Raw genomic sequence first — 24563 nt, forward strand, 5'->3', positions numbered from 1 at the left:
AACCGGCTCCAACGCTGCGCGAGATGAAAGCTTCGCGTTTCCGCCGGTTGCTCACACCGCGCCACTTGGCGTATTCAAAACCGCCGAGGCTCTAATCGCCGCCGGATGAAAATTCAGTGGCAGGTCATCGGCAATAGGCTGGGAGAAGGATCGCGCCGGCAAGGCGAGTGACCGCAGGGTGGAGGCCTACAAGTTGGTCTCGGAGGTCGCGGCAGACTGTTCGCGTGTCACCAATCTCGTGACTACGAGTTGGCCAAATATTGAGCGGCGCATTTTAGCCGCCCTTCCCGATCACCCCGAAGTCATAAAGACCTGCGGCGACGCAGTCACCAAGATGCTCTCAGAAACTGCGCAGATCCAAGCAATGGCCGAGAGCTACAAGCCAATGATACAGAGCGCCAACACACCCCGGGACTGGGAGACTGGCCTCATGAAATTGCACGAGTGGCGAATCACGGCGGCCGGTCTCTATCCTCATGCAGAAGCGACGATTGGGCGTTTCGAAAAATTACTCGCCGCGGCAGAACAAGGAGTGGCCCTGCCGGAGCATGGCGGCAGTGCAGAAAAGGTCGTGGCCTTAAGAGACCGTGATCGTGGGTTTGACGCCCCACCACTTTGATTTTTGCCGACAGTGGCTCAATCGGTACCCATTGCCGGGAACAACGCCCACTCGGGCAGAGAACTCAAGGCAATGCCATCAAGATATAGGGTGTCAAACGCATTCCCCTCCTTCCCATTGATGCGGACCCCGTTGACGTGGCGACGAAACTCGAAGCTAAATCGATGGTCGCTCAGTGGATGACCAGCCCACTCATTGATGGTGGTAATATTGTACTCCGAGAAGAAGGCGCGGAACTCTTGGAGGTGGCGCAGCGAATGCTTGTAGTCTCTACCTGCTGCGATAAGCAGCCTTGCAGCTTTCTTGAGTTCGTCACCGCTCGCATAACTGGACGTGATAAGCTCCAGTGCGGCTTCGGGAGTTTCCTCGCAAAGCAGGGCCTCGACCCTTGATCGAGCAATACGAAGGTCTTTCACCGGATGGAACCCCGTACCCAATACGCCGGCACCGAACAAATGCCCTATCGTGATCGTGCGAGTATTCAGCCGGCCCAGCCCGCGTGGTCCCACCTCATCAAACTGGTCTTCAATTTTTTCCGTATGGCCCAGCATTCCGCCTGACTTGCTGACGGCCTTCAAGGCTTGCACTGCTGCTGGGAATTTCCTTGAGAAAGTGGCTTTAACACGTTCTGCTTCCACTCCTACAGCCAGGGCTAGGTCGATCGCAGCAAGGGCAGCTTTGGTCAGCGGGAGTGATGCAAGGAGGAAGTCCTCCGCACGGGTCCGCTCCATGCGCTCAAGGTATTCCTCTTCGGCACGTCGTTGGTTTTCCTTGTCAGCACAGCAGTGACCAATCAACGCAATGGATTGTCGGCTTTCTATCCAAACGAAGGAACCCTCAAGAAACTTCTCCTTTGGCCCGCACATTGCACAGGGGATCATACCGCGATCACCGCGCTTTTCCCGTGAGACATGGAAATCAGCTATCTTGCGGAATGGGAGGGTCTTCAGCACAGGCCCAAAATCAAGACCGGGGAAATCATCCGGCTGCCCCCCGGCCTTCATGATGTCGATAAAGGTGCTGCGTTCATAACCTGGAAAATCCTTGTAGACGCGAGCAGCTTTCGCACTATCCAGCTTCGGAGCCTCGGCCCGTTTGACCATGCGCCACAACCTCTGATTCAGGTGGAGACTACAGTGTGATTACCTCCGCGTGATTCGGTCAAGACCTAAGGTTGAGAAATACACCAAAAACGAGATGGTTGGCACATTGAGCGTTCAATGGCAGCCGAGAAACCTCTGTCGGTCGCGTGAGGGCGAGGCGCGCGCACTATAACAGGCACTAAGATTCGCCACCTGAGCCTGGTGGAATGGCGCGGAGATTGGCGGCAACAAGCGGGGGTACCAATGGTGGGTACTTTGTTGGGTACTTGTCCGACTCAAAGATCATGCTATCTACTTGATATCAAACCAAAATATACCATGCGGGAAAATTTGGTGGAGCTAAGCGGGATCGAACCGCTGACCTCTTGCATGCCATGCAAGCGCTCTCCCAGCTGAGCTATAGCCCCATCAAGGTGGTCCGGCTCGGGGCCGGTCCTGGGATACTCCTCAAGGCGTGCCCTGCGGAGTGGCGGCTTATTACTTCCGGTTTTCGGAGATAGCAAGCCTAAAAAATCCGGCCCGGAGAATTTTTTCCTCACCGGGCCGAAATGCAGTGGTCAGACTTCGTCTTCGTCGCCGGTCACGCCGATGATGTCGCTCATGTCGTCGTCGTCATCGTCTTCGTCTGGTGTGAGGAAGGTATCGTCGTCGTCATCGCCTTCGATTTCGACATCGTCGTCGCCCATATCGGGGATGTCGTCGCCGGAGGCGGCCTCATCGGCATCCTCAAGCGAAACCAGTTCGACTTCGGTGTTTTCAGTATCGACTTCTGCGACCTCGTCTTCCTCGGCAACGTCGGCGATCGCCGAGGTTTCCTGGAAGAAGGACAAGGGGTAGGACTTGCCGGTATAAGGAGAAACGACCGGATCCCGGTTCAGATCATAAAACTTCTTGCCGGTTTCCGGATCGGTACGCTTGGTTCCAAGTTCCGCTTTCGCCACTATAAGCCTCGTGAGAATGGCCGAATGCGAGATTCGGCAAATGCCGATCAAGCCGGCGTTCCATCGGAATTTATAAGCCGGTCCCCTTAATCGCTGTGGCTTCCTATGTCAAAGCCAAACTTCATGATCAGAGCGCAGGCTATTTCCGGCGCCGCCGGATGACCGGCCGGCGGGTTTATGGTAACCCGCCGCGGCAGCCGCAGATCGTAGCGAAGATTGGCGCCGGAAAGGATGGCCTTGCGAAGGAAATGTTATGCGTTTACAAATGATTACGCCATGCATGGCTCCGCGCCAGGCCCGTAAGTCCGCTGCCCCAGGATTGATCACATGACAACGAAGACCTTCACCATCGCCATCGATGGCCCGGCGGCGGCCGGCAAGGGTACGCTTTCGCGCCGCATCGCCGAGCAATACGGCTTCCATCATCTGGATACAGGCCTGACCTATCGCGCCACGGCCAAGGCACTGCTCGACGCCGGCCTGCCGCTCGACGACGAGGCGGTGGCGGAAAAGATCGCGCGCGAGGTTGAACTCGCTGGATTGGATCGCGATATACTTTCCAAACATGAGATCGGCGAAGCAGCCTCGAAGATAGCCGTCATGCCGGCGGTGCGCCGGGCGCTGGTCGAGGCGCAGCAGCGGTTTTCAACGAAGACGCCGGGAACGGTGATCGACGGGCGCGATATCGGCACGGTCGTCTGCCCGGATGCGCCGGTCAAACTCTATGTAACGGCGACGCCGGAGGTCCGCGCAAGACGCCGTTACGACGAGATCCTCGGCAAGGGGGCGACGGCGGATTTCGCTGCGATTTTCGAAGACGTCAAACGGCGCGACGAACGCGACATGGGACGGGCCGATAGCCCTTTGAAACCAGCTGACGATGCGCACTTGCTTGATACGTCGGAAATGAGTATAGAGGCCGCGTTTCAAGCTGCACAATCGATCATCGATGCGGTCTTGAGCCGAAATGCCTAAATTGAAGCGATTTTGCATGCTCAAGAGCATGGATCGCTGTTAATGCAGCCTGAAATTCCGTCCAAGCGCCGGATTGCCCTCGTGAAAGAGGGCGGACTGGGTTCAGGCCCGTTCAACGCAAACCAACCGGCGCATACGTGTCCGCTTCGCTATTCAGGACACGCAGGAGATTTTATGTCAGTAGCTACTCCCTCTCGCGAGGATTTCGCGGCCCTTCTCGAAGAGTCCTTTGCCAAGAACGATCTTGCCGAAGGCTATGTTACCAAGGGTATCGTCACGGGCATCGAAAAGGATGTCGCCGTTGTTGACGTCGGCCTGAAGGTCGAAGGCCGCATCGCGCTCAAGGAATTCGGCGCCCGCGCCAAGGACGGCCAGCTCAAGGTTGGCGATGAAGTCGAAGTTTACGTTGAGCGTATCGAAAACGCGCTCGGCGAAGCAGTTCTGTCGCGCGAGAAGGCTCGCCGCGAAGAAAGCTGGGTCAAGCTCGAAGCCAAGTTCGAAGCTGGCGAGCGCGTCGAAGGTGTGATCTTCAACCAGGTCAAGGGCGGCTTCACGGTCGACCTCGACGGTGCGATCGCCTTCCTGCCGCGTTCGCAGGTCGATATCCGCCCGATCCGCGACGTCACGCCGCTGATGCACAACCCGCAGCCCTTCGAAATCCTCAAGATGGACAAGCGCCGCGGCAACATCGTGGTTTCGCGCCGCACGGTTCTGGAAGAATCCCGTGCCGAGCAGCGTTCTGAAATCGTTCAGAACCTCGAAGAAGGCCAGGTTGTCGACGGCGTCGTCAAGAACATCACCGATTACGGTGCGTTCGTCGACCTCGGCGGCATCGACGGTCTGCTGCACGTCACCGACATGGCATGGCGCCGTGTGAACCATCCGTCGGAAATCCTGAACATCGGCCAGCAGGTCAAGGTTCAGATCATCCGCATCAACCAGGAAACCCACCGCATCTCGCTCGGCATGAAGCAGCTCGAGAGCGATCCGTGGGATGGCATCCAGGCCAAGTATCCGGAAGGCAAGAAGATTTCCGGTACCGTCACGAACATCACCGACTACGGTGCATTCGTCGAGCTGGAGCCGGGCATCGAAGGCCTGATCCACATCTCGGAAATGTCCTGGACCAAGAAGAACGTTCACCCCGGCAAGATCCTGTCCACGACCCAGGAAGTCGAAGTCGTCGTTCTCGAAGTCGATCCGTCCAAGCGCCGTATCTCGCTCGGCCTCAAGCAGACGCTGGAAAACCCGTGGGCAGCATTCGCCCGCAGCCATCCGGCCGGCACTGAAGTCGAAGGCGAAGTCAAGAACAAGACCGAGTTCGGCCTGTTCATCGGCCTCGACGGCGATGTCGACGGCATGGTGCACCTCTCCGACCTCGACTGGAACCGTCCGGGCGAACAGGTCATCGAGGAGTTCAACAAGGGTGACGTCGTCAAGGCCGTCGTTCTCGACGTCGATGTCGAGAAGGAACGCATCTCGCTCGGCATCAAGCAGCTCGGCAAGGATGCAGTCGGCGACGCCGCTGCATCGGGCGATCTGCGCAAGAATGCAGTCGTTTCCTGCGAAGTCATCGCAGTCAACGATGGCGGCGTTGAAGTGAAGCTCGTCAATCACGAGGACATCACTTCCTTCATCCGCCGCGCTGACCTTGCCCGCGACCGCGACGAACAGCGCCCTGAGCGCTTCTCGGTCGGCCAGGTCTTCGACGCCCGCGTCACCAACTTCTCCAAGAAGGACCGCAAGATCATGCTGTCCGTCAAGGCTCTGGAGATTGCGGAAGAGAAGGAAGCCGTTGCCCAGTTCGGTTCGTCCGACAGCGGCGCTTCGCTCGGCGACATCCTGGGCGCAGCCCTGAAGAACCGCGGCGGCGAATAAGCCTCGCATCCGCCTTTGAATTGAAGAACCCGCCGGATCGCTCCGGCGGGTTCTTCATTTTCGGGCTAAAGCGCGTCGCAATCTTTCAGATTCGCTCCTCGTGCTTTAGCTCTTTATTTTTACGCATGTCGTTGCCGCAAAACCGCTGCACACTTTTGCGCGACATGCTTTAAGCGCGTCGCATCAACGCTGCACACTTCCTGATGACAGGCATTATGGAAATTTATTCCCAGCCGACCATGCGCTGATACAGCGCATAAACAGGGTCGGCGGCCGCGCCTGGCTGATGCGGTACCGGCTCGGAATCAATCATCCTCGGCGTCCTGCGCCCAGGCGCCGCGCTGGCTGCTTCGGCATCAGCTGCGGCATCCTCGCCGCCGGATTGCGCCTGCTGCTGATCCTCCTGTTGATCCCCTTGCTGCTGATCTGGCGGCGCCCCATTGTGGTGGTGCTGATGCTGGTGGTTCGTCTCGCCCGCCTTCTCGTTCGACGGGACATCCTTGGCAAACTGATAAGGGAGCTGCGAATAGGCAAGCCCCTCCGGCATCCTTGCCGCCAGCGGTAGATAGGAAGCCTCGGCCGTCTCGGGAATCGGCGCCATTGGCGGTGGCGCGGCGGCCTCTTTCGGCTGGCGGGTAGCCGCTGCCACGATCTCGGTATCCATCGGCGAAGGGCGAAGCACTGCGGACTGGCCCGCATCCGGGGCTGCGAACTCCGCCGGCTGCCTGGTCAAGGTTTCAGTCGCATCGCTGATGACGGCTTCGTCGAGGATTACATCGATCTCTACGGCTGCCTCGACGGGACCATCCTCCACCACAGCTTCGATATCCTGCTCGCGGATGATGGTGACGATCAATTCGGAGACCTCTTCGGTCATCGAAGCGACAATTCCCGCCCAGTTCCTGGGAATGACGGGATCGCCCTTTTCCGACACCGCGCGAGGCTGGATGGCAGGGGCTTCCGGCGTTTCCTGCGCGTCCTCGGGCGCTGTGGCTTCGGTCGGCAAGACCGGCGCGGCTTCGATCTCCTGCGGCACAGATTTTTCCGGGGCGACCTCGCCTGCCGGCGCCGACGCGGACTGAGCCCGGTTTTCAGGCTGCGGCGTTTCCGGTTCGGCAGCGTCCACGGCCTCGGCGATGACCACTTCCTCGGCAATCACCAACGCCGCGGTCTCGATCAGCGCACTGGCCGGCGCGGACACTCTGTCTGCCGGCTGGCGCGTAGCGGCAGGCCCGCGATCCTCATGCAGCTGGATCTCAGGCCGGGCTTCGGCGCGCATCGGCGAAGCGTCGTTCTGGCCGTAGGAACGCACGACGGCGCGGGCGGCGAGATCGCGATCCTTGTAGCGGACGATTTCCAGATAGGCGACGATGCGGGCTGCTTCAGGGCCTGTCGGGTTCTTCAGGGCCGCGGCGATCATCCGGAGCGGCAGGCTATGGCCCTCGGCAGTGAGTTGGCGCTCGACCTCGTCGATCCTGACGGCCGGCAGCCGTTGGATTGCATCGGCAAGCCGAGAGGCGAAAGCAAGATTGGTCTCGTCCTCGCCGCGATCCAGCGAGATCGCGCCGCTGGCGGCGTCGATGGCATCAAAAAGGGCCTCGACCATGCGCTCACGCGCTGCAAGGAGCAGGATACTGAGCTTGCCGGCAATGGCGGAATTCAGGTCTGCGGCTTCGACCGGGTTGACAGGCGTGGGCGCAATCACAGAACGGCCGAGGCCGCCGGCGACGATCGCCGCAGTCTGGCCTTGGGACGAAAAGCTTGCATTGGACGCTGCACGAACGGGAGTCAACATGGCATGCTCCTTTCGCAAAGTGACGATGAAAGCAGGCTCTATAAAAGGACCGCGCTCATCCGGCCCCCTTGCATCCCAGCAGATCCTCCTGTCCGCATGACGCAATGGCCGCGTCATCGAAATGCATAAACATTGATGGGAATTTTAGGAAAGAGGCGTTAACGAATCGCTAACGCCGCGGACAAGCCTCTCCACGGCGCTTGTCTGCCTACGTGTCGCCGGCAATTTCATCAGCTATGGGCGAAGATATCGGCCTCTTCCCAGCCGAGCAGGTCGAGCTTGGCGCGGGTCGGCAGGAATGCGAAGCAGGCCGTCGCATGGTCGAACCGGCCGTCGCGAAGCAGGCGCTCCGTCAGCTTGTCGCGCAACGCGTGCAGATAGAGCACATCGGATGCGGCATATTCGAGCTGGGCTTGAGATAGCGGTTCGGCCGCCCAATCGGAAGTTTGCTGCGCCTTGGAAACATCGACGTCGAGCATCTCCTTGAGATTGTCCTTGAGCCCGTGGCGATCGGTATAGGTCCGGATCAGGCGCGAGGCGATCTTGGTGCAGAACACCGGCGTCGTCGTCACGCCGAAAGTATGGAAGAGCACGGCAATATCGAAGCGGCCGTAATGAAAGATCTTCTGATGGGTGGGATCTTCGAGCAAGGCGACAAGATTGGGCGCGTCTTTCTGGCCGGCGGCAATGCGGATGACGTCGGCGGTGCCGTCACCCGGCGAAAGCTGGACGACGCAGAGCCGATCCCGGCGCGGCACCAGGCCGAGCGTTTCGGTGTCGATGGCGATTGCGCCGGTGTAACGGGCGGCATCGGCCGCGGAAATATCGCCTACGTGATAACGTATGGTCGCCGCCATGAGATTATCTTTCGTTCGAATGTCAGGCTGAACCGGCCTGAAATCGTCGTGTTTTAGCGCTATAGCGCAAAGCCGCAAAATGCGAAACTGCTTCCTGTGCGGGTGGGTCAGAATGTCGGCGGCGTGTTGATCCAGAGAAGCACGGTTTCGCCGTCGTGGCGGTTGCGCCAGGAATGATAGCGGCGGCTTTCGAAATAGAGCGAATCGCCCGGGCCGAGATCGAAAAACTGATCGCTGTCGAGCACCAACTCGAGCCGGCCGGCCAGAACATGCATGAATTCCTCGCCCTCATGGCGATAGGCGCCCTCGCTGGCCGCCCCCGGCGCCAGCACGAAACGATGGCAATCCATCATCCTGCGGCCTTCGGCGAGCAGTTGCACCGCGACTCCAGGCGTTGTTTCAGGCCAGGTGCGCCACGCCCCGGCACGCACCACAGCCGATCCCTCCTCGCTTTCCTCGCCTGAAAGGCGCGAGACGGTGGTGCCGTAATACTCGGCGAGGTCATGCAGCGTCTTGAAGCTCACGCCCTGCGAGGTGCGCTCCAGCGTCGAGAGCGTCGAAGCGGTGATGCCGATGTCGCCAGCCACCTGATCGAGCGTCTTGCCGGCGGCATGGCGCAGGCTGCGCAGCTTGCGGCCAAGGCCCGCGCCCTGGCTTGCCTCCGCAGCATCGGCCGGGGGCTCCTCCCCTTCCAGCGCCTCGCGGATTGCCGCGGGATTGAGGCCACGCTCGACGCGAAACCAGGAGATGCGCTTCAACCGCGCCACATCGTCGGCGCTGTATTGCCGATGGCCGGTTTCCGAACGGCCGGGAACCAAAAGGCCCTGGCTTTCCCAGAGGCGCAGCGTCGAGGCCGAAACGCCCACCAGCCTTGCGGCCTCCGCCACCTTGTAGCGTACAGGGCCGCTATCGTTCATCCAGAAACATCCCGATTCCAATCGCTGCGTACATTCATCAAAACGCGTGATGTTTGAAGCAAAAAATCCCGCTTGTTTTCTTGCAGGAAAAATGTAGGAATTTTCTACATCCCTTGCAGAACTTCTGCAAGATAATTCCAACCCCTTTTCAGCGCAGGAGCACATTCGATGAAAGCGACAAGCCTTACCGACCGGAAAAACGCCGCCATCTCCCGCGGCGTCGGCATGACGACCCAGATTTATGCCGATCGCGCAGAAAATGCCGAGATCTGGGACAAAGAAGGCCGCCGCTACATCGATTTCGCCGCCGGCATCGCCGTTCTCAACACCGGCCACCGCCATCCGCGGGTGATCGCCGCAGTCAAGGATCAGCTCGACCGTTTCACCCATACCTGCCATCAGGTGGTGCCCTACGAAAGCTACGTGCTTCTCGCCGAACGGCTGAACGCGCTGCTGCCTGGTGATTTCGAGAAGAAGACGATTTTTGTTACGACGGGTGCCGAAGCGGTCGAGAACGCCGTCAAGATCGCGCGTGCCGCCACCGGCCGCTCGGCGATCATCGCCTTTGGCGGCGGCTTTCATGGCCGCACTTTCATGGGCATGGCGCTGACCGGCAAGGTCGTGCCTTACAAGGTGGGCTTCGGCGCAATGCCGGGCGACGTCTTCCATATTCCTTTCCCGGTCGAGCTGCACGGCGTCACCGCCGATCAGTCGCTTGCGGCGCTGAAAAAGCTCTTCGCCGCAGATGTCGATCCGCAGCGCGTCGCCGCCATCATTATCGAGCCCGTTCAGGGCGAAGGCGGTTTCTACGCCGCACCCGCCGCCTTCATGAAGGCACTGCGCGAACTCTGCGACCAGCACGGCATCCTCTTGATCGCCGACGAGGTGCAGACCGGTTTTGCCCGCACCGGCAAGATGTTCGCCATGGATCATCACGAGGTGGCGCCCGACCTGACGACGATGGCAAAGAGCCTTGCCGGCGGCTTTCCGCTCGCCGCCGTCACCGGCCGCGCCGAGATCATGGATGCGCCGGGACCGGGCGGGCTTGGCGGCACCTATGGCGGCAATCCGCTCGGGATCGCTGCCGCCCACGCCGTGCTTGACGTCATCAAGGACGAAGATCTCTGCGGCCGCGCCAACCAGCTTGGCGGACGGCTGAAGCAGCGGCTGGAATCGCTGCGCGAGACGGTGCCCGAGATCGTCGACATCCGCGGACCGGGCTTCATGAACGCCGTCGAATTCAACGACCGGGCGACGGGAATGCCGAGTGCCGAATTCGCCAATCGGGTGCGGCTGATCGCGCTCGACAAGGGCCTGATCCTGCTCACCTGCGGCGTCCACGGCAACGTCATCCGCTTCCTCGCGCCGATCACCATCCAGGACGAGGTTTTCGGCGAGGCGCTCGACATTCTCGAGGCCTCGATGCTGGAAGCAAGTTCGGCCAAATGACGCGACAGCAACCGGATTTCGACGGCTGCCGGCAACCGGCAGCCGCTCCCAAGGAGATATGAGATGGCTTTTACCACCGCCCTGACCAGACACGTTCCCTTCTCGTCGGCCTTCCTGCGCGCCGCCGGCTATATCAACGGCGTCTGGACATCGGGCGATGCCGCCGGGACTTTCGACGTGCTCAACCCGGCAACGGGCGAGCTGCTCGCTTCGCTGCCCGATATGGGGGCTGCCGAGACGCGGGCGGCGATCGATGCGGCCTATGCCGCCCAGCCGGGCTGGGCTGCCCGCCCGGCCAAGGAGCGCAGCGCCATCCTACGCAAATGGTTCGACCTGATGGTCGCCAATGCAGACGCGCTCGCCGCAATCTTGACAGCCGAAATGGGCAAACCCTTCGCCGAAGCGCGCGGTGAGATCCTTTATGCCGCGGCCTATATCGAATGGTATGCGGAAGAGGCCAAGCGCATCTATGGCGAGACGATCCCCGCGCCTTCGGACGACAAACGGATGATCGTCATCAAGCAGCCGGTCGGCGTCGTCGGCACGATCACGCCGTGGAATTTCCCGGCTGCGATGATCACCCGCAAGATCGCGCCAGCGCTCGCGGTCGGCTGCACGGTGGTATCGAAGCCCGCCGAACAGACGCCGCTGACAGGAATTGCGCTTGCCGTGCTCGCCGAGCAGGCGGGCATTCCGGCCGGCGTCTTCAACCTCATCGTCGGCGTCGACGGCCCGGCAATCGGCCGCGAGCTCTGCGGCAACGACAAGGTGCGCAAGATCAGCTTCACCGGTTCGACGGAGGTTGGCCGTATCCTGATGCGGCAGTGCGCCGACCAGATCAAGAAGGTGAGCCTGGAACTCGGCGGCAACGCGCCGTTCATCGTCTTCGACGATGCCGATCTCGATGCCGCCGTCGAGGGCGCGACCGCCTCCAAATATCGCAATGCCGGCCAGACCTGTGTCTGCGCCAACCGCCTCTACATCCAGTCCAACGTCTATGACGCCTTTGCGGCCAAGCTTGCTGCAAAGGTCGCCGAAATGTCGGTCGGCGACGGCTTCAAGCCGGGTGTCGTAATCGGGCCGCTGATCGACGAGCAGGGCCTGGCCAAGGTGGAAGACCATGTCGGCGACGCCCTTGCCAAGGGCGCCAAGGTGCTGACCGGCGGCAAGCGCATCGACGGTGCCGGCACCTTTTTCACGCCGACGGTGCTGACCGGCGTTGCCCGCGGCATGAAGGTGGCGCGCGAAGAAACCTTCGGGCCGGTGGCGCCGCTCTTCCGCTTCGAGACGGTCGAGGATGTCATCGCTGAGGCCAATGACACGGAATTCGGCCTTGCCGCCTATTTCTATGCCGGCGACCTGAAGAAGGTCTGGCGGGTGGCCGAAGCTTTGGAATACGGCATGATCGGCATCAATACCGGCATCATGTCGTCCGAGACCGCGCCTTTCGGCGGCATCAAGCAATCGGGCCTTGGCCGCGAGGGCTCGCGGCACGGCGCCGACGATTATCTGGAAATGAAATATCTCTGCATCGGCGGCGTCTGATCCGCCAGCCAAGGAAATCCGGCACGCGGTATCCGCCGCGTACCGGCAGCGTGCCGTCAATAATGCGGCGGGCGGGTAATTGCCGGGGCGTCTAGCGACTGCTCCTCGAGCGACAGGAAACGTTCCGTCAGCCGATCGAGCTTGGTGCGCATCTGCTCCACGATCTTCCATTGCTCGGTCAGCTGATCGGAAAGCTCCTCGATCGTCTTTGCCTGATGGGCCAGCATTTCCTCCAGCCGGGTGATGCGGTTCGTCTCGTCGGACATCGATCCTCCTTTGCCGAAACCGGCAGAACAGATGGTTCTCCCAGAGCGGAAATAGGCCACCGCGTCAATGCTTTCGATGCTGGCGGAGCGATGCGCCAAACTGTACCGATCAGTTACCAAAAGGCCTTGCCGTGCCTGATGTTGTGGGGTAGGCCGTTATCCATCAGGGAGGAATACTGATGGATGCAGGAAACGGCTTTCTTCATCCGGACCGGCTCTTTCCGGCCGATCCGGCAACACGGACCATTGCGCGAGATCTTTACGAGACGGTGCGCAATCTTCCGATCGTCAGCCCGCACGGGCACACCGAACCCGCCTGGTTCGCCGACGACAAGCCCTTCGAAGACGCCGCCTCGCTGCTGGTCATTCCCGATCACTATCTCTTCCGGATGCTGCACAGCGTCGGCGTTCCCTTGGACGAGCTCGGCGTTCCCAGGCTCGACGGCAAGCCGGTGGCTGCAGGGCGGGCGATCTGGCGGACCTTTGCCGCGCATTATCACCTTTTCCGCGGAACGCCTTCGAGCCTCTGGGTCGATCACGCGATGTCGGCCGTGCTTGGCTGTACCGAGCCGCTGACGCCTGACAATGCCGATGCGCTCTACGACCATATCAATGCCCAGCTCGCCCTTCCCGAATTCCGTCCGCGGGCGCTGCATCAGCGATTCGGCATCGAAACGATCGCGACGACGGACGGCGCGCTCGACCCGCTGGTGCATCACCAGAAGCTCGCCGCCGACGGCTGGATCGGCAAGGTGCGCACCACCTACCGGCCGGACAGCGTCACCGATCCCGAAGCCGTCGGCTTCCGCGACAATCTGGTCAAATTCGGCGAGATCACCGGCACTGAGGTGACGCGCTGGGATGGCCTGATCGAGGCGCATCGGCGCCGGCGCGCCTATTTCCGCCAGTTCGGCGCCACCGCGACCGATCACGGCGTGCCAACCGCCTTCACCGCCGACCTGCCGCTTACGGAAAAACAGGCGCTGCTCGACAAGGCGCTGAGAGGCCAGCTTTCGGCCGAAGACGCGGAGCTCTTTCGCGGCCAGATGATGACCGAGATGGCCGGGCTTTCGGCCGAGGACGGCATGGTGATGCAGATCCATGCCGGCTCGAGACGCAATACCGACCGCGGGCTGTTTGCGACGCGGGGGCCGAATATGGGCGCCGATATCCCGAAACCCACGGATTGGGTCGGCGGCCTGGATGCGCTGCTTTCGAAATACGGCCATGCGCCGGGCCTGCGGGTGCTGCTATTCACGCTCGACGAAACGACCTATGCGCGCGAGATGGCGCCGATGGTCGGCCACTGGCCCTGCCTGATGATCGGCCCGCCCTGGTGGTTCCACGACAGCCCGCTCGGCATTCGCCGCTATCTCGACCAGGTGGTGGAAACGGCAGGCTTCGCCAATATGGCCGGTTTCAACGACGATACGCGGGCGCTGCTTTCAATCCCGGCGCGGCATGACGTCTGGCGCCGGGAAGTCTGCGGCTTCCTCGCTGGGCTCGCCGCCGAGCACCGGATTTCCAAGAAAGAAGCCGCGATCGTCGCCAGCGAACTCTCCTATGGCAATGCAAAGAAGGCCTACAAGCTGTGAGCGAACGACTGCAGACCCTTTCCAGCCTCGCCCCGACGGCGATGCTTCCCGCCTATGACCGCAGCCAGCTGAAAAGCGGCATCCTGCATCTCGGGCCCGGCGCCTTCTTCCGTGCGCATTTCGCGCCGTTTACGGATGGTGCGCTTGCAGCCGCAGGCGGCGACTGGGGTATCGAGGTGGCAAGCCTGCGCACGGCTGATGTCGCCGACAATCTGAGCGCCCAGAACGGGCTCTATACGACGCTGATCCGTGACACATCGGGCACGACGGCTGAGGTGATCGGCTCAATCCTGAAGGCGCATGTGGCGCCGCGCGATCCTGCCGGCCTGCTGGCGCGGCTCGAAGATCCCGCAATCCGCATCGTCAGCATGACGGTGACGGAAAAGGCCTATGGTTTCGATCCCGCAACCGGCGGCCTCGACCTGAAGCACCCCGATATCGTCGCCGACCTCGCCAACCGGCATGCGCCGCGCGGCGTCATCGGCTATCTCGTCGAAGGCCTTGCCCGTCGCCGGCAGAGAGGCATTGCCCCCTTTACGCCGCTGAGCTGCGACAACCTGCCGAGCAACGGCGCCGTTCTGAAACGCCTCGTGCTCGAATTCACCTCCCGCATCGATGCCGATCTGCATCGCTGGATCGAAGCGAATGTGCCCTTCCCGTCGACGATGGTCGACCGCATCACGCCAGCAAGCACCGACGCGACCTATGCCGATGCCGAGCGGTTGACGGGCCGCACCGATATGGCGGCGATCGAGACGGAACCTTTTACGCAATGGGTCATCGAAGACCATTTTGCCAATGGCCGGCCGGCCTGGGAAAAAGTGCGCGGCGCGCTGATGGTCGAAGACGTCTCGGCCTATGAGAAGATGAAGCTCAGGATGCTGAACGGAGCGCATTCGCTGCTCGCCTATCTCGGTTATATCGGCGGCTATGAATTCATCCGCGACGTGATGGACGATGACGCCCTGGCAGCCCTTGCCTACCGCCATATGCATGCGGCGGCGAGAACGCTCGATCCAGTTCCCGGCATCGATCTCGACGACTATGCCAATGAATTGATAGCACGCTTTGCAAACAAGGCGATTGCGCATCGCACCTATCAGATCGCCATGGACGGCACCCAGAAACTGCCGCAGCGGCTGCTGGAACCGGCATGCGAAGCACTGGCGCACGGCGACCGGGCAGAAACCTATGCGATCGCCGTTGCGGCATGGATGCGCTATGCGCTCGGCGAACACGGCAATGGCGAGCGTTACGAGCTCCGCGACCCCCGTGCTCAGGAAATCGCTGCACTGATTGCCGATGTCCCGCGCACCGGTCCTGCGATTTCGGCGGCGCTGTTCACCCTGCCCGGACTTTTCCCAACGGCTTTGACCGGACATCGGGCGTGGACGCAGGATGTGTCGGACAAGCTGGAGATCCTGATCCAGGACGATCGGCTGCCGTTGTTTTGAGGTTTTCTGACATAGGAGAGGGTGTGCCATGGCCGCCCCCCTCTGCCCTGCCGGGCATCTCCCCCACAGGTGGGGAGATTGGCAAGTGGCCAAACCTTCGCATCCGTCTATCGTTTCGCCGGGCTCTGACGCCAGTGGTTTGGGGAAGACAGTGAGCCCAGCCAATCTCCCCACCCGTGGGGGAGATGCCCGGCAGGGCAGAGGGGGGCGACCGCGGCACGCCTTCTCCTCGTCAACTCTATCCTCGGAGTGCTCGAGCACACAGAGAAATTCGCCCCGTCAAGCCTTCACCCGCACCATGTCAGGATCATAAAGCGGCGCCAGCGAGACCGTGCAGGGGATGCGCTCCCTGGCGACATCGAGTTCATAGGTGCCGGAGAGGATGAAATCTTCCGTGACGCCATCGGCATTGCGGATGTAGCCATAGCCGATCGGCTTGCCGAGCGTATAACCGAAGCCGCCGCTCGACAGCCAGCCGACACGTTTTCCGTCGCGATAGATCGTTTCGCGGCCGAGCAGGACGGTATCGGGATCGTCGGGAACGAAGCAGGCGAGGCGCTTCTTCACCCCATCCGCCAGCTGCCGCTCGATCGCCTCCCGGCCGCGGAAGGCAGTGTTCTTCTTGATCTTCACCGCCCAGCCGAGGCCGGCTTCGACAGGCGTATGGTCGGGACCGATATCGGAGCCCCAAGCGCGATACCCCTTTTCCAGCCGGCAACTCTCGATGGCGCGGTAGCCGGCATTGACAAGGCCGAGATCGGCACCTGATGCCATCAGCACGTCATAAACCGTGGTGGCATATTCAATCGGGATATGCAGTTCATAGCCGAGTTCGCCGACATAGGTGATGCGCAGCGCCCGCACCGGGCAACCCGATATGCCGACGGTTCTGACCTTGCCGAAGGGGAAGGCCGCATTCGAGACGTCGCTGCCCGTTACCTTTTCCAGCACGGCGCGGGAATTCGGTCCCATCAGCGACAGCACGCAATAGGCTGAGGTAACGTCGACCAGTTCGGCATGCATCGCCGCCGGAATATTGCGGGCGATCCAGTTGAAGTCATGGGTGGCGAAACCGGTGCCGGTGACGATGTAATATTCGTCCTCGGCGATGCGGGCGACCGTCAAATCGCATTCGATGCCGCCCTTGTCGTTCAGCATTTGCGTGTAGACGAGCGATCCGACAGGCCTTGCGACATCGTTGGCGGCGATCCAGGAGAGTGCTGCCTCGGCATCCCTGCCCTTCAGCACGAATTTGGCGAAAGAGGTCTGGTCGAAGATGACGGCCGCCTCGCGCACCGCCCTATGTTCACGGCCGACGGCGGCAAACCAGTTCTGCCTGGAATAGCTATACACATCCTTCGGCTCCTCGTTGGCGAAGAGATCGGCAAACCAGTTCGGCCGCTCCCAGCCGAGCTTTTCGCCAAAACAGGCGCCCTGCGCCTTCAGCCGGTCATAAAGCGGCGATTTGCGGCAGGGGCGCCCGCTCGAATGCTCCTCCAACGGCCAGGCCATGGTGTAATGCTTGCCATAGGCCTCGAGCGTGCGCGTGCGTACCCAGTCGGTATCGAAATGCGGGCGGCCGAAACGGCGGATATCGACCGGCCAGAGATCGTAGGGCGGCTCACCCTTCGTCACCCATTCGGCAAGCGCCATGCCGGCGCCGCCGGCCGAGGCTATGCCGAAGGCGTTGAAGCCGGCGCCGACGAAGAAATTCTTCAGCTCGGGCGCCTCGCCGAGAATAAAATTGCCATCGGGCGTGAAGCTTTCCGGGCCGTTCAGCAGCTGCTTGACGCCAACATTTTCCAGCGCCGGAACGCGGCCGAGCGCCTGCTCCATGATCTGCTCGAAATGGTCGAAATTACTGTCCAGCAGCGTGTAGTGGAAACCTTCGGGGATCCCGTCTTTCGCCCAGGCAATGGGGTTCGGCTCGTAGCCGCCCATGACGATGCCGCCGACCTCCTCCTTGTAGTAGGTCAGGCGATCAGGATCGCGCAGCGTCGGCAGGTTGGAGGGCACGCCGAAGGATTCGGTGATGATGTATTGATGCTCGACGGAGACCAGCGGCACGTTGACGCCGAAACGCTGGCCAAAGGCGCGCGTCCATTGGCCGGCGCAGACGACGACCCGCTCGCATTCGATGCGGCCTTGCGCCGTCACGACGGCGCGGATCCTTCCCTTGTCGATCTCGAGATCGAGGACTTCGGTATCCTCGAAGATCGAAACGCCGGACATCCGGGCGCCCTTTGCCAGCGCCTGCGTGATGTCGGAGGGATTGGCCTGGCCGTCTGTGGGAAGGAAGGCGGCCCCGACGAGATCATCGACCGTCATCAGCGGCCAGAGATCGAAAGCTTCCTGCGGCGTCAGCAATTGCATTTCTAGGCCGAAGGACTGGGCGGTGGTCGCCTGGCGCCTGACCTCCGTCCAGCGCTCCTCGTTGCAGGCAAGGCGCAGGCCGCCGTTCATCTTCCAGCCGGTGCCGAGGCCGGTTTCTTCCTCCAGCCGTTTGTAGAGATCGACGGAATAGCCGAGAAGCTGGGTGATATTGGCGCTGGTGCGCAACTGGCCAACGAGGCCGGCGGCATGGAAAGTGGTTCCCGAGGTGAGCTTCTTGCGCTCCAAGAGGACGGTATCGGTCCAGCCGAGCTTGCCGAGATGATAGGCTGTCGAGCAGCCGATGATACCGCCGCCGATGACAACGGCTTTTGCCGTCTTCGGTAATTCCTTCGTCATTTATTGTTCCTGCTCAAAGGCTTGATAGGCGCGTTCGAAGCGCGCGAGATTTTCGGCCGTATAGGCGGAATAGTCGAAATCGATGGTGGAGTGGATTTCGGAAATCATGCTCCAGAGCGTCTCACGCAATAGCGACGCGCATTTCATCGCGCGGTAGCGCCGGCTGAGGTCATCGGTCAGCGGCCGACCGTAATAGATCTCCAGCATCATGCGCTCGGCTACTTCCGGGAGTTCGTTGTTTGAGGCCAGTCCACCGAGGTCGAATAGCGGCGTGTTGAAGCCGGCATAATCCCAGTCGATCAGCCAGAGCCGCTTGCCGTCATCAAGAAAGTTGGCGGCCAGCAAGTCGTTATGGCCGAAGGCGATCTCGAACGGCCCTGCCACTGCTTCCAGCGTCTCGGCCTTGCCGATCAGCGCCGGCAGCAGCGGGAGATAGGTGCTGCCCGACGCCTTCAGATTGGCGGCGTAGTCGCGAATGACGTGGAAGACCCAGAAGATCATTGCCTGGCCACGGAAATGCCTGGCGATATCGCAGTGGCAGGCGCGGACCAAGGGGACAATCCGGGTCAGCATTTCCGGTGTCCTGACATCCTCCGGCGAAAGCGCCCGCGCCTCGATATATTCGAGCACCAGCACGCCGGGCGAATGGTGGAGGACGGCAGGCGATATGCCGGCGGCATGGGCCGAACGGCTTGCGGCAAGCTCGTTCTGGCGGCTGATGTGGTGGATCGGAATATCCGTGCCGAGCCTCACCACGCAGCGCGCTACGGCATCGCTGACCAGATAATTCCTATTGGTGATGCCGCCGGATATCGGCGAAATCTCGATCGGGCCCTGCCAGATGCCAAGGGCATGAATCCTATCTTCAGGCGTCACGCTTATCCCCCAGAGCATGATGCCGAAAAGTGTGAGCGGTTTCGGACGACAGCATGCTCTAACTATTTAAGTTAGAACAGGATTCATCCTGTTCTAACGGCCCCATCCGGAAATGATGGGGCAGAGTGGGATCGGCTGTCAAGAAGGGCGGTTAGATCGTTTTGCCGGCGGCATCGAAGACGTGGCAGCGGGCCGGATCGAAGGAAGTCTTCACATTGGCGCCGCGCTCGACCTTCTGCTGGCCGTCGAGCGCAACGGTCAGGAGCTGACTATCGGGCGTCGTCGTGTAGAGCATGGTGGCGCCGCCAAGATTTTCGACGAGATCGATGTTGACGGTCGACAGTGCGATGGCGCCCTCGGCGAGGGAAAGATGTTCGGGACGGATGCCGAAGGTGACGTCCTGGCCTGCCTCGCCTTTCAGCCGGCGCGGCAGGCGAACCGAATTGCCGCAGACATGGATGCTGGTTTCCGTCTCGCCGACCTGCTCGATGCGGGCCTTGAGAAAATTCATTTTCGGACTGCCGATGAAGCCGGCGACAAAGCGGTTGGCCGGATTGTTGTAGAGATCGAGCGGCGCGCCGACCTGCTCGATACGGCCGGAATTCAACACGACGATCTTGTCGGCCATCGTCATGGCTTCGACCTGGTCATGGGTGACATAGATCATCGTATTACCCAGGCTGCGGTGCAGGCGGGAGATCTCGACGCGCATCTGCACGCGCAGTTCGGCATCGAGGTTCGACAGCGGTTCGTCGAACAGGAATATGCGCGGCTCACGCACGATGGCCCGGCCGATCGCCACACGCTGGCGCTGGCCGCCGGAGAGCGCCTTCGGCTTGCGCTCCAGGAGCTTTTCGATCTGCAGGATCTCGGCGGCGCGCTTCACCTTCGGTTGGATATCGGTCTTCTTGTAACCCGCCGTCTCCAGGCCGAAGGCGAGGTTCTTGTAAACCGACATATGGGGATAGAGGGCATAGGACTGGAAAACCATGGCGATGCCACGCTTGGCGGGCGCAACCTCGTTCATGCGCTCGCTGTCGAGAAGCAGCGCGCCGGCGGTGATCTCCTCAAGCCCGGCGATCATGCGCAGAAGGGTGGATTTTCCGCAGCCGGAGGGGCCGACAAAAACGACGAATTCGCCGGGATCGATCGTCAGGTCGATGCCATGGATCACATCCAGCGAGCCGTAGCGCTTCTCGACCTTCTGAAGAACGACACTGGTTGCCATCTTCTCAAAACCCTCTCGTTTTATTTATCGGTTACTTCGTTCTTGCGCGCCAATCGGCGTATTTCGGGCTGTCAGGACCGACCGGCAGCGGCACGTCGGCGCCGCTGTCGGAAGACTGGTAAATGGCTGTCACCAGTTCCAGCGCGCGGCGGGCATCCATCGTCGTCACCGGCAGCGGCCCCTGGCCGCTGAGGAAGGCGTGGAACTGGCCCATCTGGGTGGTGAAACGCGGCGCGACCGGCTGCCAGTCGGCAATCACCCGGTCGATCTTTTCCCGCACGTCGTCATTCGCCGCGATAATCTTCCAGGGATCCTTGCCTGGGGTGTAGGGCTCGTGGCTGCTTTCGAACGTGACGTTCTCGAAGTGCAGCCTTAGCCGGCTCAATTGTTCCTGCGAACCAAGCGTGCAGGACAGCGAGACAAAGGCGCCGTTTTCCATCAGCAGGCTGGCGGAGGCGCAATCTTCCACCTCGATATCGTTGACGCGGGTGGCGACACGGCCGAAGACCCTTGCCGCCGGGCCCATCAGATGCATCATCATGTCGTGCAGATGCAGCGCATGGGTGACGAGCACGCCGCCGAGTTCCGTCGCCCATTTGCCGCGCCAGGGCACGGCGTAATATTCCGGCTTGCGCAGCCAGAAGGTTTCGACCGAAGCCGTATAGGCCTTGCCGGCAATGCCGGCATCGATGATCCGCTTGGCCTTCTGAATGCCGTCGCCATAGCGATACTGGAAGATCGGCATCAGCACGCCTTTGGCGGCTCTTTCCGCTGCCATGATCGTATCGACACCGGCCAGGGAGCCGGTCAGCGGCTTTTCGCAGACGACATGTTTGCCGGCCGCGAGTGCCGCAACCACCTGTTCCAGATGAATGCCGGGCGGGGTACAGATATCGATAATGTCGATGGTGTCGTCGGCCAGCAGGTCTGCAAAAGAGGCGGTGCGGCGTTCGATACCGAACTCGTCGCCGACTGACGCCAGACGCTCTCCGTTCAGGTCGCAGATCGCCACGACCTCGAACTTGTCGGAATGCGGCAGGTAACCTTCGACGATGTGGGAGCGGCCGATGCCGCAGCCGACGATCGCCACCGTCTTGATGCTCATGTCGTTCCTTCCCGCGATCGCCGTCAACGCTTCATGCCCGTCGTGGCGATGCCCTCGATCAGCAGACGCTGGAAGAACAGGAAGAAGAAGAACACCGGCACCAGTGTCAGGGTCGACATGGCGAACAGACCGCCCCAATCCGATGCGCTGGTGGAGTCCACGAAGGTGCGCAGGCCGAGCTGGATCGTGTAGGTGTTCATGTCGTTCAGGTAGATCAGCGGACCGAAGAAATCGTCCCAGGTCCAGATGAAGGAGAAGATCGCGGCCGTCGCCAGCACCGGCAGCGACAGCGGCAACATGATCTTCCAGTAGATGCGCCAGGCGCTGCAGCCATCCATCATGGCGGCTTCGTCGAGTTCGCGCGGGATGCCACGGAAGAACTGCACCATCAGGAAGATGAAGAAGGCATCGCTTGCCAGGAACTTCGGCACGACCAGCGGCAGGATAGTGTTGACCCAACCGAGATCGAGGAAGAGCACATATTGCGGGATCAGCGTCACGTGGTAGGGGATCATCAGCGTGCCGAGCATGATCGCGAACCAGAAATTGCGACCCGCGAACCGCAGCCGCGCAAAGGCGAAGGCCGTCAGCGAACAGGCGATGACATTGCCCGTCACCACCAGCAGCGAAATGACCAGCGAATTCCAGAAGAACCGGCCGAAGCTGACATCGAGGCCGACCCAACCGCGCGCATAGGAGGAGAAATCGATCGACGACGGGATCAGCGAGGTCGACGAGAAGATCTCGGTTTCCGGCCTGACCGATGCCGAAACCATCCACAACAGCGGATAGAGCATCAGAAGCGATGCGGCGATCAGCAGGGCGTGGATGATGAGCGACGCCGGCAGGCTGCGCTTGGTGATGTCCGATGGCGGCCTGGCCGCAGTGACGGAAGCGGTCATCTCAGTCATCGTAGTGCACCCAATAACGCGAGGTCAGGAAGGAGAAGGCAGTGAAGATCGCGATGATCACCACTAGGATCCAGGCGAGCGCCGAGGCATAGCCCATGCGGAAATTGCCGAAGGCTTCCTGATAGAGGTAGAGCGTGTAAAAGAGCGTCGAGTTGATCGGACCCCCTGTGCCGCCGGAGATGATGAAGGCGGGCGTGAAGGCCTTGAAGGCATCAATCGTCTGGACGACGGCGTTGAAGAAGATCACCGGCGTCAGAAGTGGCAGTGTTATCTTGTAGAATTGCCGGAATTTCGAGGCGCCGTCGAGGCTTGCGGCCTCATACATATCCTGCGGGATTTGGCGCAGGCCGGCCAGGAAGATGATCATCGGCGAGCCGAACTGCCAGACGGACAGCGCCACCAGCGTGTAGATCGAATAATTCGGATGCGAGATCCAGCTCGGCCCCTCGATGCCGATCTGGGCAAGCGCCGCGTTGATCAGGCCGTCGCTGGCGAAAAGCTGGCGCCAGAGCACGGCGATCGCCACGCTGCCACCCAGCAGTGAGGGGAGGTAGAAGATGGCGCGATAGATCGGCAGCCCACGCAGGCCGCGATTTAAAGCCATGGCGACCAGCAAGGCGAAGGTCAGCTTGAACGGCACCGATAAGACGACATAAGTCAGGGTTACGTGCATGGCGGCCGAGAATTTCGGATCCGCCGTGGCGATGCGCACGTAATTCGCCACCCCCACCCACCGCGGCGACTGAATCATGTCGAAGTCGGTGAAGGAGAGGTAGAGCGAAATCAGGGCCGGCCCGAGGGTCAACCCGAAAAAGCCGATGAGCCATGGCAAAAGGAAGAGATAGCCGGGAGCATTGGCATTCCAGAGACGCCGGAAGCGTCCTTCGGCCACGGCCCCCTGATAGCTTTCCACTGATATGGCCCCTGCGGGCGTGCGCATCGCATTGCTCATACGGGATCAGCCTCGTGCGAGAATCTGCGTGATTTCAGTGACGAGCTGTTTGCCGCCATCGGCGGGAGACAGCTGTCCGAAGCCGACCTGTTCGGCGATGTTACGCAACATCAACTCGCCCTCACCGGCCCCGGCCGGCGGCGGCGGCGGCAATTTGCCGGCGAGATCGCCAAGGCCGCTGACATAGGCAAGCGCAACCTTGCCATTCTCGTCGAGCTTCGCCGCGACGACCTCGCGCATGGCGGCCGATTCCGGAATGCCGCGTTCGACATCCAGGAGCACCGCTGCCTCGGGGTTCTTGACGAAGAAATTGACGTAGTCCACCGCCTGATCCACCGATTTCGACTGGGCCGAGACCGAGAAGAACATCGAAGGCTTGCGATAATGGCCGCCCTTCGAATCTGCTTTGATGCGCATGTAGTTGGTGAGCGCCAGCTTGTCCTTGCTCATTGCCTGATAGGCGACGAATTGGTTGGAGTGGGCAAAACCGGCCGCAGACTTGCCGAGCGATACCGTGTTGGTTTCAATGTCGTTCTTGTCGAGCGCCTGGACGTCGGCAGGAACGCAGGCGCCGGCCTCACGAAACTTGGCCCACATGTCGTACCATTCCGACGCATCGTCGACATCGAAGGCGATCTTGCCGTCGGCGGTATAGAGGCCCTTGCCGCGCTGACGCAGCCAGTTTTCGAACAGCGGTTCACCGCCGCTGCCATCGGCGATGCCGAACATGCCCTTGCGTTTGCCCGCCTTGGTGATCTCGACGCCCATGCGGCCGAACTCTTCCCAGGTGGTCGCTTGTGTCGGCAGATCGACACCCGCTTCCTTGAAGGCGGTGGTGTTCAGCACCGTCGCGGCCGAATTCGCCCCGAGACTGACGCCATAGAGATGGCCGTCGACACTGCCGCCTTCGACCTGCGCCTTGTCGAAATCATCAAGGTTCAGCTTCGCCGGCATGTAGGATTCGAGCGGCGCAAGCGCACCGCGCCGCGCATATTGAACGATATAGCGATAGTCCATCTGGATGATATCGGGCGCATTGCGGCCGGCGACCTGGGTCGCAAGACGCGGCCAGTAATCGCCCCAGCCGAGGAATTCGCCGGTGATCGACGTACCGGCATTCTTTGTCTGGTAAAGTTGGGAGACCTTGTTGGTGCGGTCGGCGCGCGGCTGCGAGCCCCACCACAGGAGACGCAGGCGCGTTTCCTGTGCCAAAGCGCTGGTTCCGAGCGCCGAAAGCGAAAGAAGCGTTGCGCCTCCCGCCACGAAGTTGCGTCTGCTTACACGTAGGCTCATTTTTTCCTCCTCCTAAGGGGAAGCGCCTCCACACGCTTCCGATGTAGTTATCCTTGCATAAATAACTAATTGGT

20 protein-coding genes and 1 tRNA gene are annotated in these 24563 nt (G+C 61.2%); 7 read left to right on the forward strand and 14 right to left on the reverse strand.

Annotated features, from left to right (window positions below; translation table 11 throughout):
• The first annotated feature begins 193 nt into the window (after positions 1 to 193).
• Entirely contained in the window at positions 194 to 619 is a 426-nt protein-coding gene (locus GR197_RS29295) for a hypothetical protein (protein WP_164015980.1), read from the forward strand.
• A 17-nt stretch (positions 620 to 636) separates the two neighbouring features.
• Here GR197_RS29295 and GR197_RS29300 read toward each other — a convergent pair whose 3' ends face one another.
• The 3 genes from GR197_RS29300 to GR197_RS29310 all read right to left on the reverse strand — a co-directional run bounded on the left by GR197_RS29300 (position 637) and on the right by GR197_RS29310 (position 2663).
• Positions 637 to 1722: a hypothetical protein gene (locus tag GR197_RS29300; RefSeq protein ID WP_164015982.1), complete on the reverse strand. Its 1086-nt coding sequence runs from the start codon at positions 1720 to 1722 to the stop codon at positions 637 to 639.
• A gap of 331 nt (positions 1723 to 2053) precedes the next feature.
• Positions 2054 to 2129 (reverse strand) — tRNA-Ala (locus GR197_RS29305).
• Positions 2130 to 2279: 150 nt separating this feature from the next.
• The gene (locus tag GR197_RS29310; RefSeq protein WP_164015984.1) at positions 2280 to 2663 is read right to left on the reverse strand and encodes a TIGR02300 family protein; all 384 of its coding nucleotides are present in this window, start codon (positions 2661 to 2663) and stop codon (positions 2280 to 2282) included.
• A 327-nt stretch (positions 2664 to 2990) separates the two neighbouring features.
• Here GR197_RS29310 and cmk point away from each other — a divergent pair, with 327 nt between their 5' ends.
• Together cmk and rpsA are read left to right on the forward strand one after the other, a co-directional pair.
• Positions 2991 to 3638, forward strand: a complete 648-nt coding sequence (gene cmk / locus GR197_RS29315; RefSeq protein WP_164015986.1) for a (d)CMP kinase — start codon at positions 2991 to 2993, stop codon at positions 3636 to 3638.
• Positions 3639 to 3812: 174 nt separating this feature from the next.
• Complete coding sequence (rpsA, locus tag GR197_RS29320) at positions 3813 to 5516, forward strand: 30S ribosomal protein S1 (protein WP_164015988.1); 1704 nt, start codon at positions 3813 to 3815, stop codon at positions 5514 to 5516.
• Positions 5517 to 5739: 223 nt separating this feature from the next.
• Here the strand turns inward: rpsA and GR197_RS29325 are convergent, their stop codons facing one another.
• The 3 genes from GR197_RS29325 to GR197_RS29335 all read right to left on the reverse strand — a co-directional run bounded on the left by GR197_RS29325 (position 5740) and on the right by GR197_RS29335 (position 9085).
• Positions 5740 to 7311, reverse strand: a complete 1572-nt coding sequence (locus GR197_RS29325; RefSeq protein WP_164015990.1) for a hypothetical protein — start codon at positions 7309 to 7311, stop codon at positions 5740 to 5742.
• A gap of 230 nt (positions 7312 to 7541) precedes the next feature.
• Entirely contained in the window at positions 7542 to 8168 is a 627-nt protein-coding gene (locus GR197_RS29330) for a ribonuclease D (RefSeq protein WP_164015992.1), read from the reverse strand.
• Between the two features lie 107 nt (positions 8169 to 8275).
• Entirely contained in the window at positions 8276 to 9085 is an 810-nt protein-coding gene (locus GR197_RS29335; RefSeq protein ID WP_164015994.1) for a MerR family transcriptional regulator, read from the reverse strand.
• A 168-nt stretch (positions 9086 to 9253) separates the two neighbouring features.
• On the opposite strand from GR197_RS29335, the gene GR197_RS29340 reads away from it, so the two are divergent.
• Together GR197_RS29340 and GR197_RS29345 are read left to right on the forward strand one after the other, a co-directional pair.
• Positions 9254 to 10534, forward strand: a complete 1281-nt coding sequence (locus tag GR197_RS29340) for a 4-aminobutyrate--2-oxoglutarate transaminase (protein ID WP_164015996.1) — start codon at positions 9254 to 9256, stop codon at positions 10532 to 10534.
• Between the two features lie 63 nt (positions 10535 to 10597).
• Complete coding sequence (locus tag GR197_RS29345; protein ID WP_164015998.1) at positions 10598 to 12079, forward strand: NAD-dependent succinate-semialdehyde dehydrogenase; 1482 nt, start codon at positions 10598 to 10600, stop codon at positions 12077 to 12079.
• 56 nt (positions 12080 to 12135) lie between these two features.
• Here the strand turns inward: GR197_RS29345 and GR197_RS29350 are convergent, their stop codons facing one another.
• Complete coding sequence (locus GR197_RS29350) at positions 12136 to 12345, reverse strand: SlyX family protein (RefSeq protein WP_164016000.1); 210 nt, start codon at positions 12343 to 12345, stop codon at positions 12136 to 12138.
• A 179-nt stretch (positions 12346 to 12524) separates the two neighbouring features.
• On the opposite strand from GR197_RS29350, the gene uxaC reads away from it, so the two are divergent.
• Positions 12525 to 13940 (forward strand): glucuronate isomerase, encoded by a 1416-nt coding sequence (uxaC, locus tag GR197_RS29355; RefSeq protein ID WP_164016002.1) that lies wholly within the window; start codon positions 12525 to 12527, stop codon positions 13938 to 13940.
• A complete protein-coding gene (locus GR197_RS29360) occupies positions 13937 to 15394 on the forward strand; it encodes a mannitol dehydrogenase family protein (RefSeq protein WP_164016004.1) in 1458 nt (485 codons plus the stop codon). Before uxaC ends, GR197_RS29360 begins: the two co-directional genes overlap by 4 nt.
• 279 nt (positions 15395 to 15673) lie before the next feature.
• Here the strand turns inward: GR197_RS29360 and GR197_RS29365 are convergent, their stop codons facing one another.
• From GR197_RS29365 to GR197_RS29395, 7 genes are all read right to left on the reverse strand, one after another.
• Complete coding sequence (locus tag GR197_RS29365; protein ID WP_164016006.1) at positions 15674 to 18124, reverse strand: GcvT family protein; 2451 nt, start codon at positions 18122 to 18124, stop codon at positions 15674 to 15676.
• A complete protein-coding gene (locus tag GR197_RS29370) occupies positions 18125 to 19018 on the reverse strand; it encodes a choline/ethanolamine kinase family protein (RefSeq protein ID WP_204330456.1) in 894 nt (297 codons plus the stop codon).
• Positions 19019 to 19151: 133 nt separating this feature from the next.
• Positions 19152 to 20228, reverse strand: a complete 1077-nt coding sequence (locus GR197_RS29375; RefSeq protein WP_164016010.1) for an ABC transporter ATP-binding protein — start codon at positions 20226 to 20228, stop codon at positions 19152 to 19154.
• A gap of 31 nt (positions 20229 to 20259) precedes the next feature.
• Complete coding sequence (locus GR197_RS29380) at positions 20260 to 21333, reverse strand: Gfo/Idh/MocA family protein (protein ID WP_164016012.1); 1074 nt, start codon at positions 21331 to 21333, stop codon at positions 20260 to 20262.
• A gap of 23 nt (positions 21334 to 21356) precedes the next feature.
• Positions 21357 to 22244 (reverse strand): carbohydrate ABC transporter permease, encoded by an 888-nt coding sequence (locus GR197_RS29385; protein WP_003544261.1) that lies wholly within the window; start codon positions 22242 to 22244, stop codon positions 21357 to 21359.
• The gene (locus GR197_RS29390; protein ID WP_164016014.1) at positions 22237 to 23196 is read right to left on the reverse strand and encodes a carbohydrate ABC transporter permease; all 960 of its coding nucleotides are present in this window, start codon (positions 23194 to 23196) and stop codon (positions 22237 to 22239) included. The genes GR197_RS29385 and GR197_RS29390 overlap by 8 nt, the downstream gene beginning before the upstream one ends.
• Before the next feature lie 6 nt (positions 23197 to 23202).
• Positions 23203 to 24489, reverse strand: coding sequence for an ABC transporter substrate-binding protein (locus tag GR197_RS29395; protein WP_164016016.1), 1287 nt, complete (start codon positions 24487 to 24489; stop codon positions 23203 to 23205).
• Positions 24490 to 24563 lie beyond the last annotated feature (74 nt).

The organism is Rhizobium phaseoli (assembly GCF_010668805.1).
Lineage (GTDB): Bacteria > Pseudomonadota > Alphaproteobacteria > Rhizobiales > Rhizobiaceae > Rhizobium > Rhizobium phaseoli_A.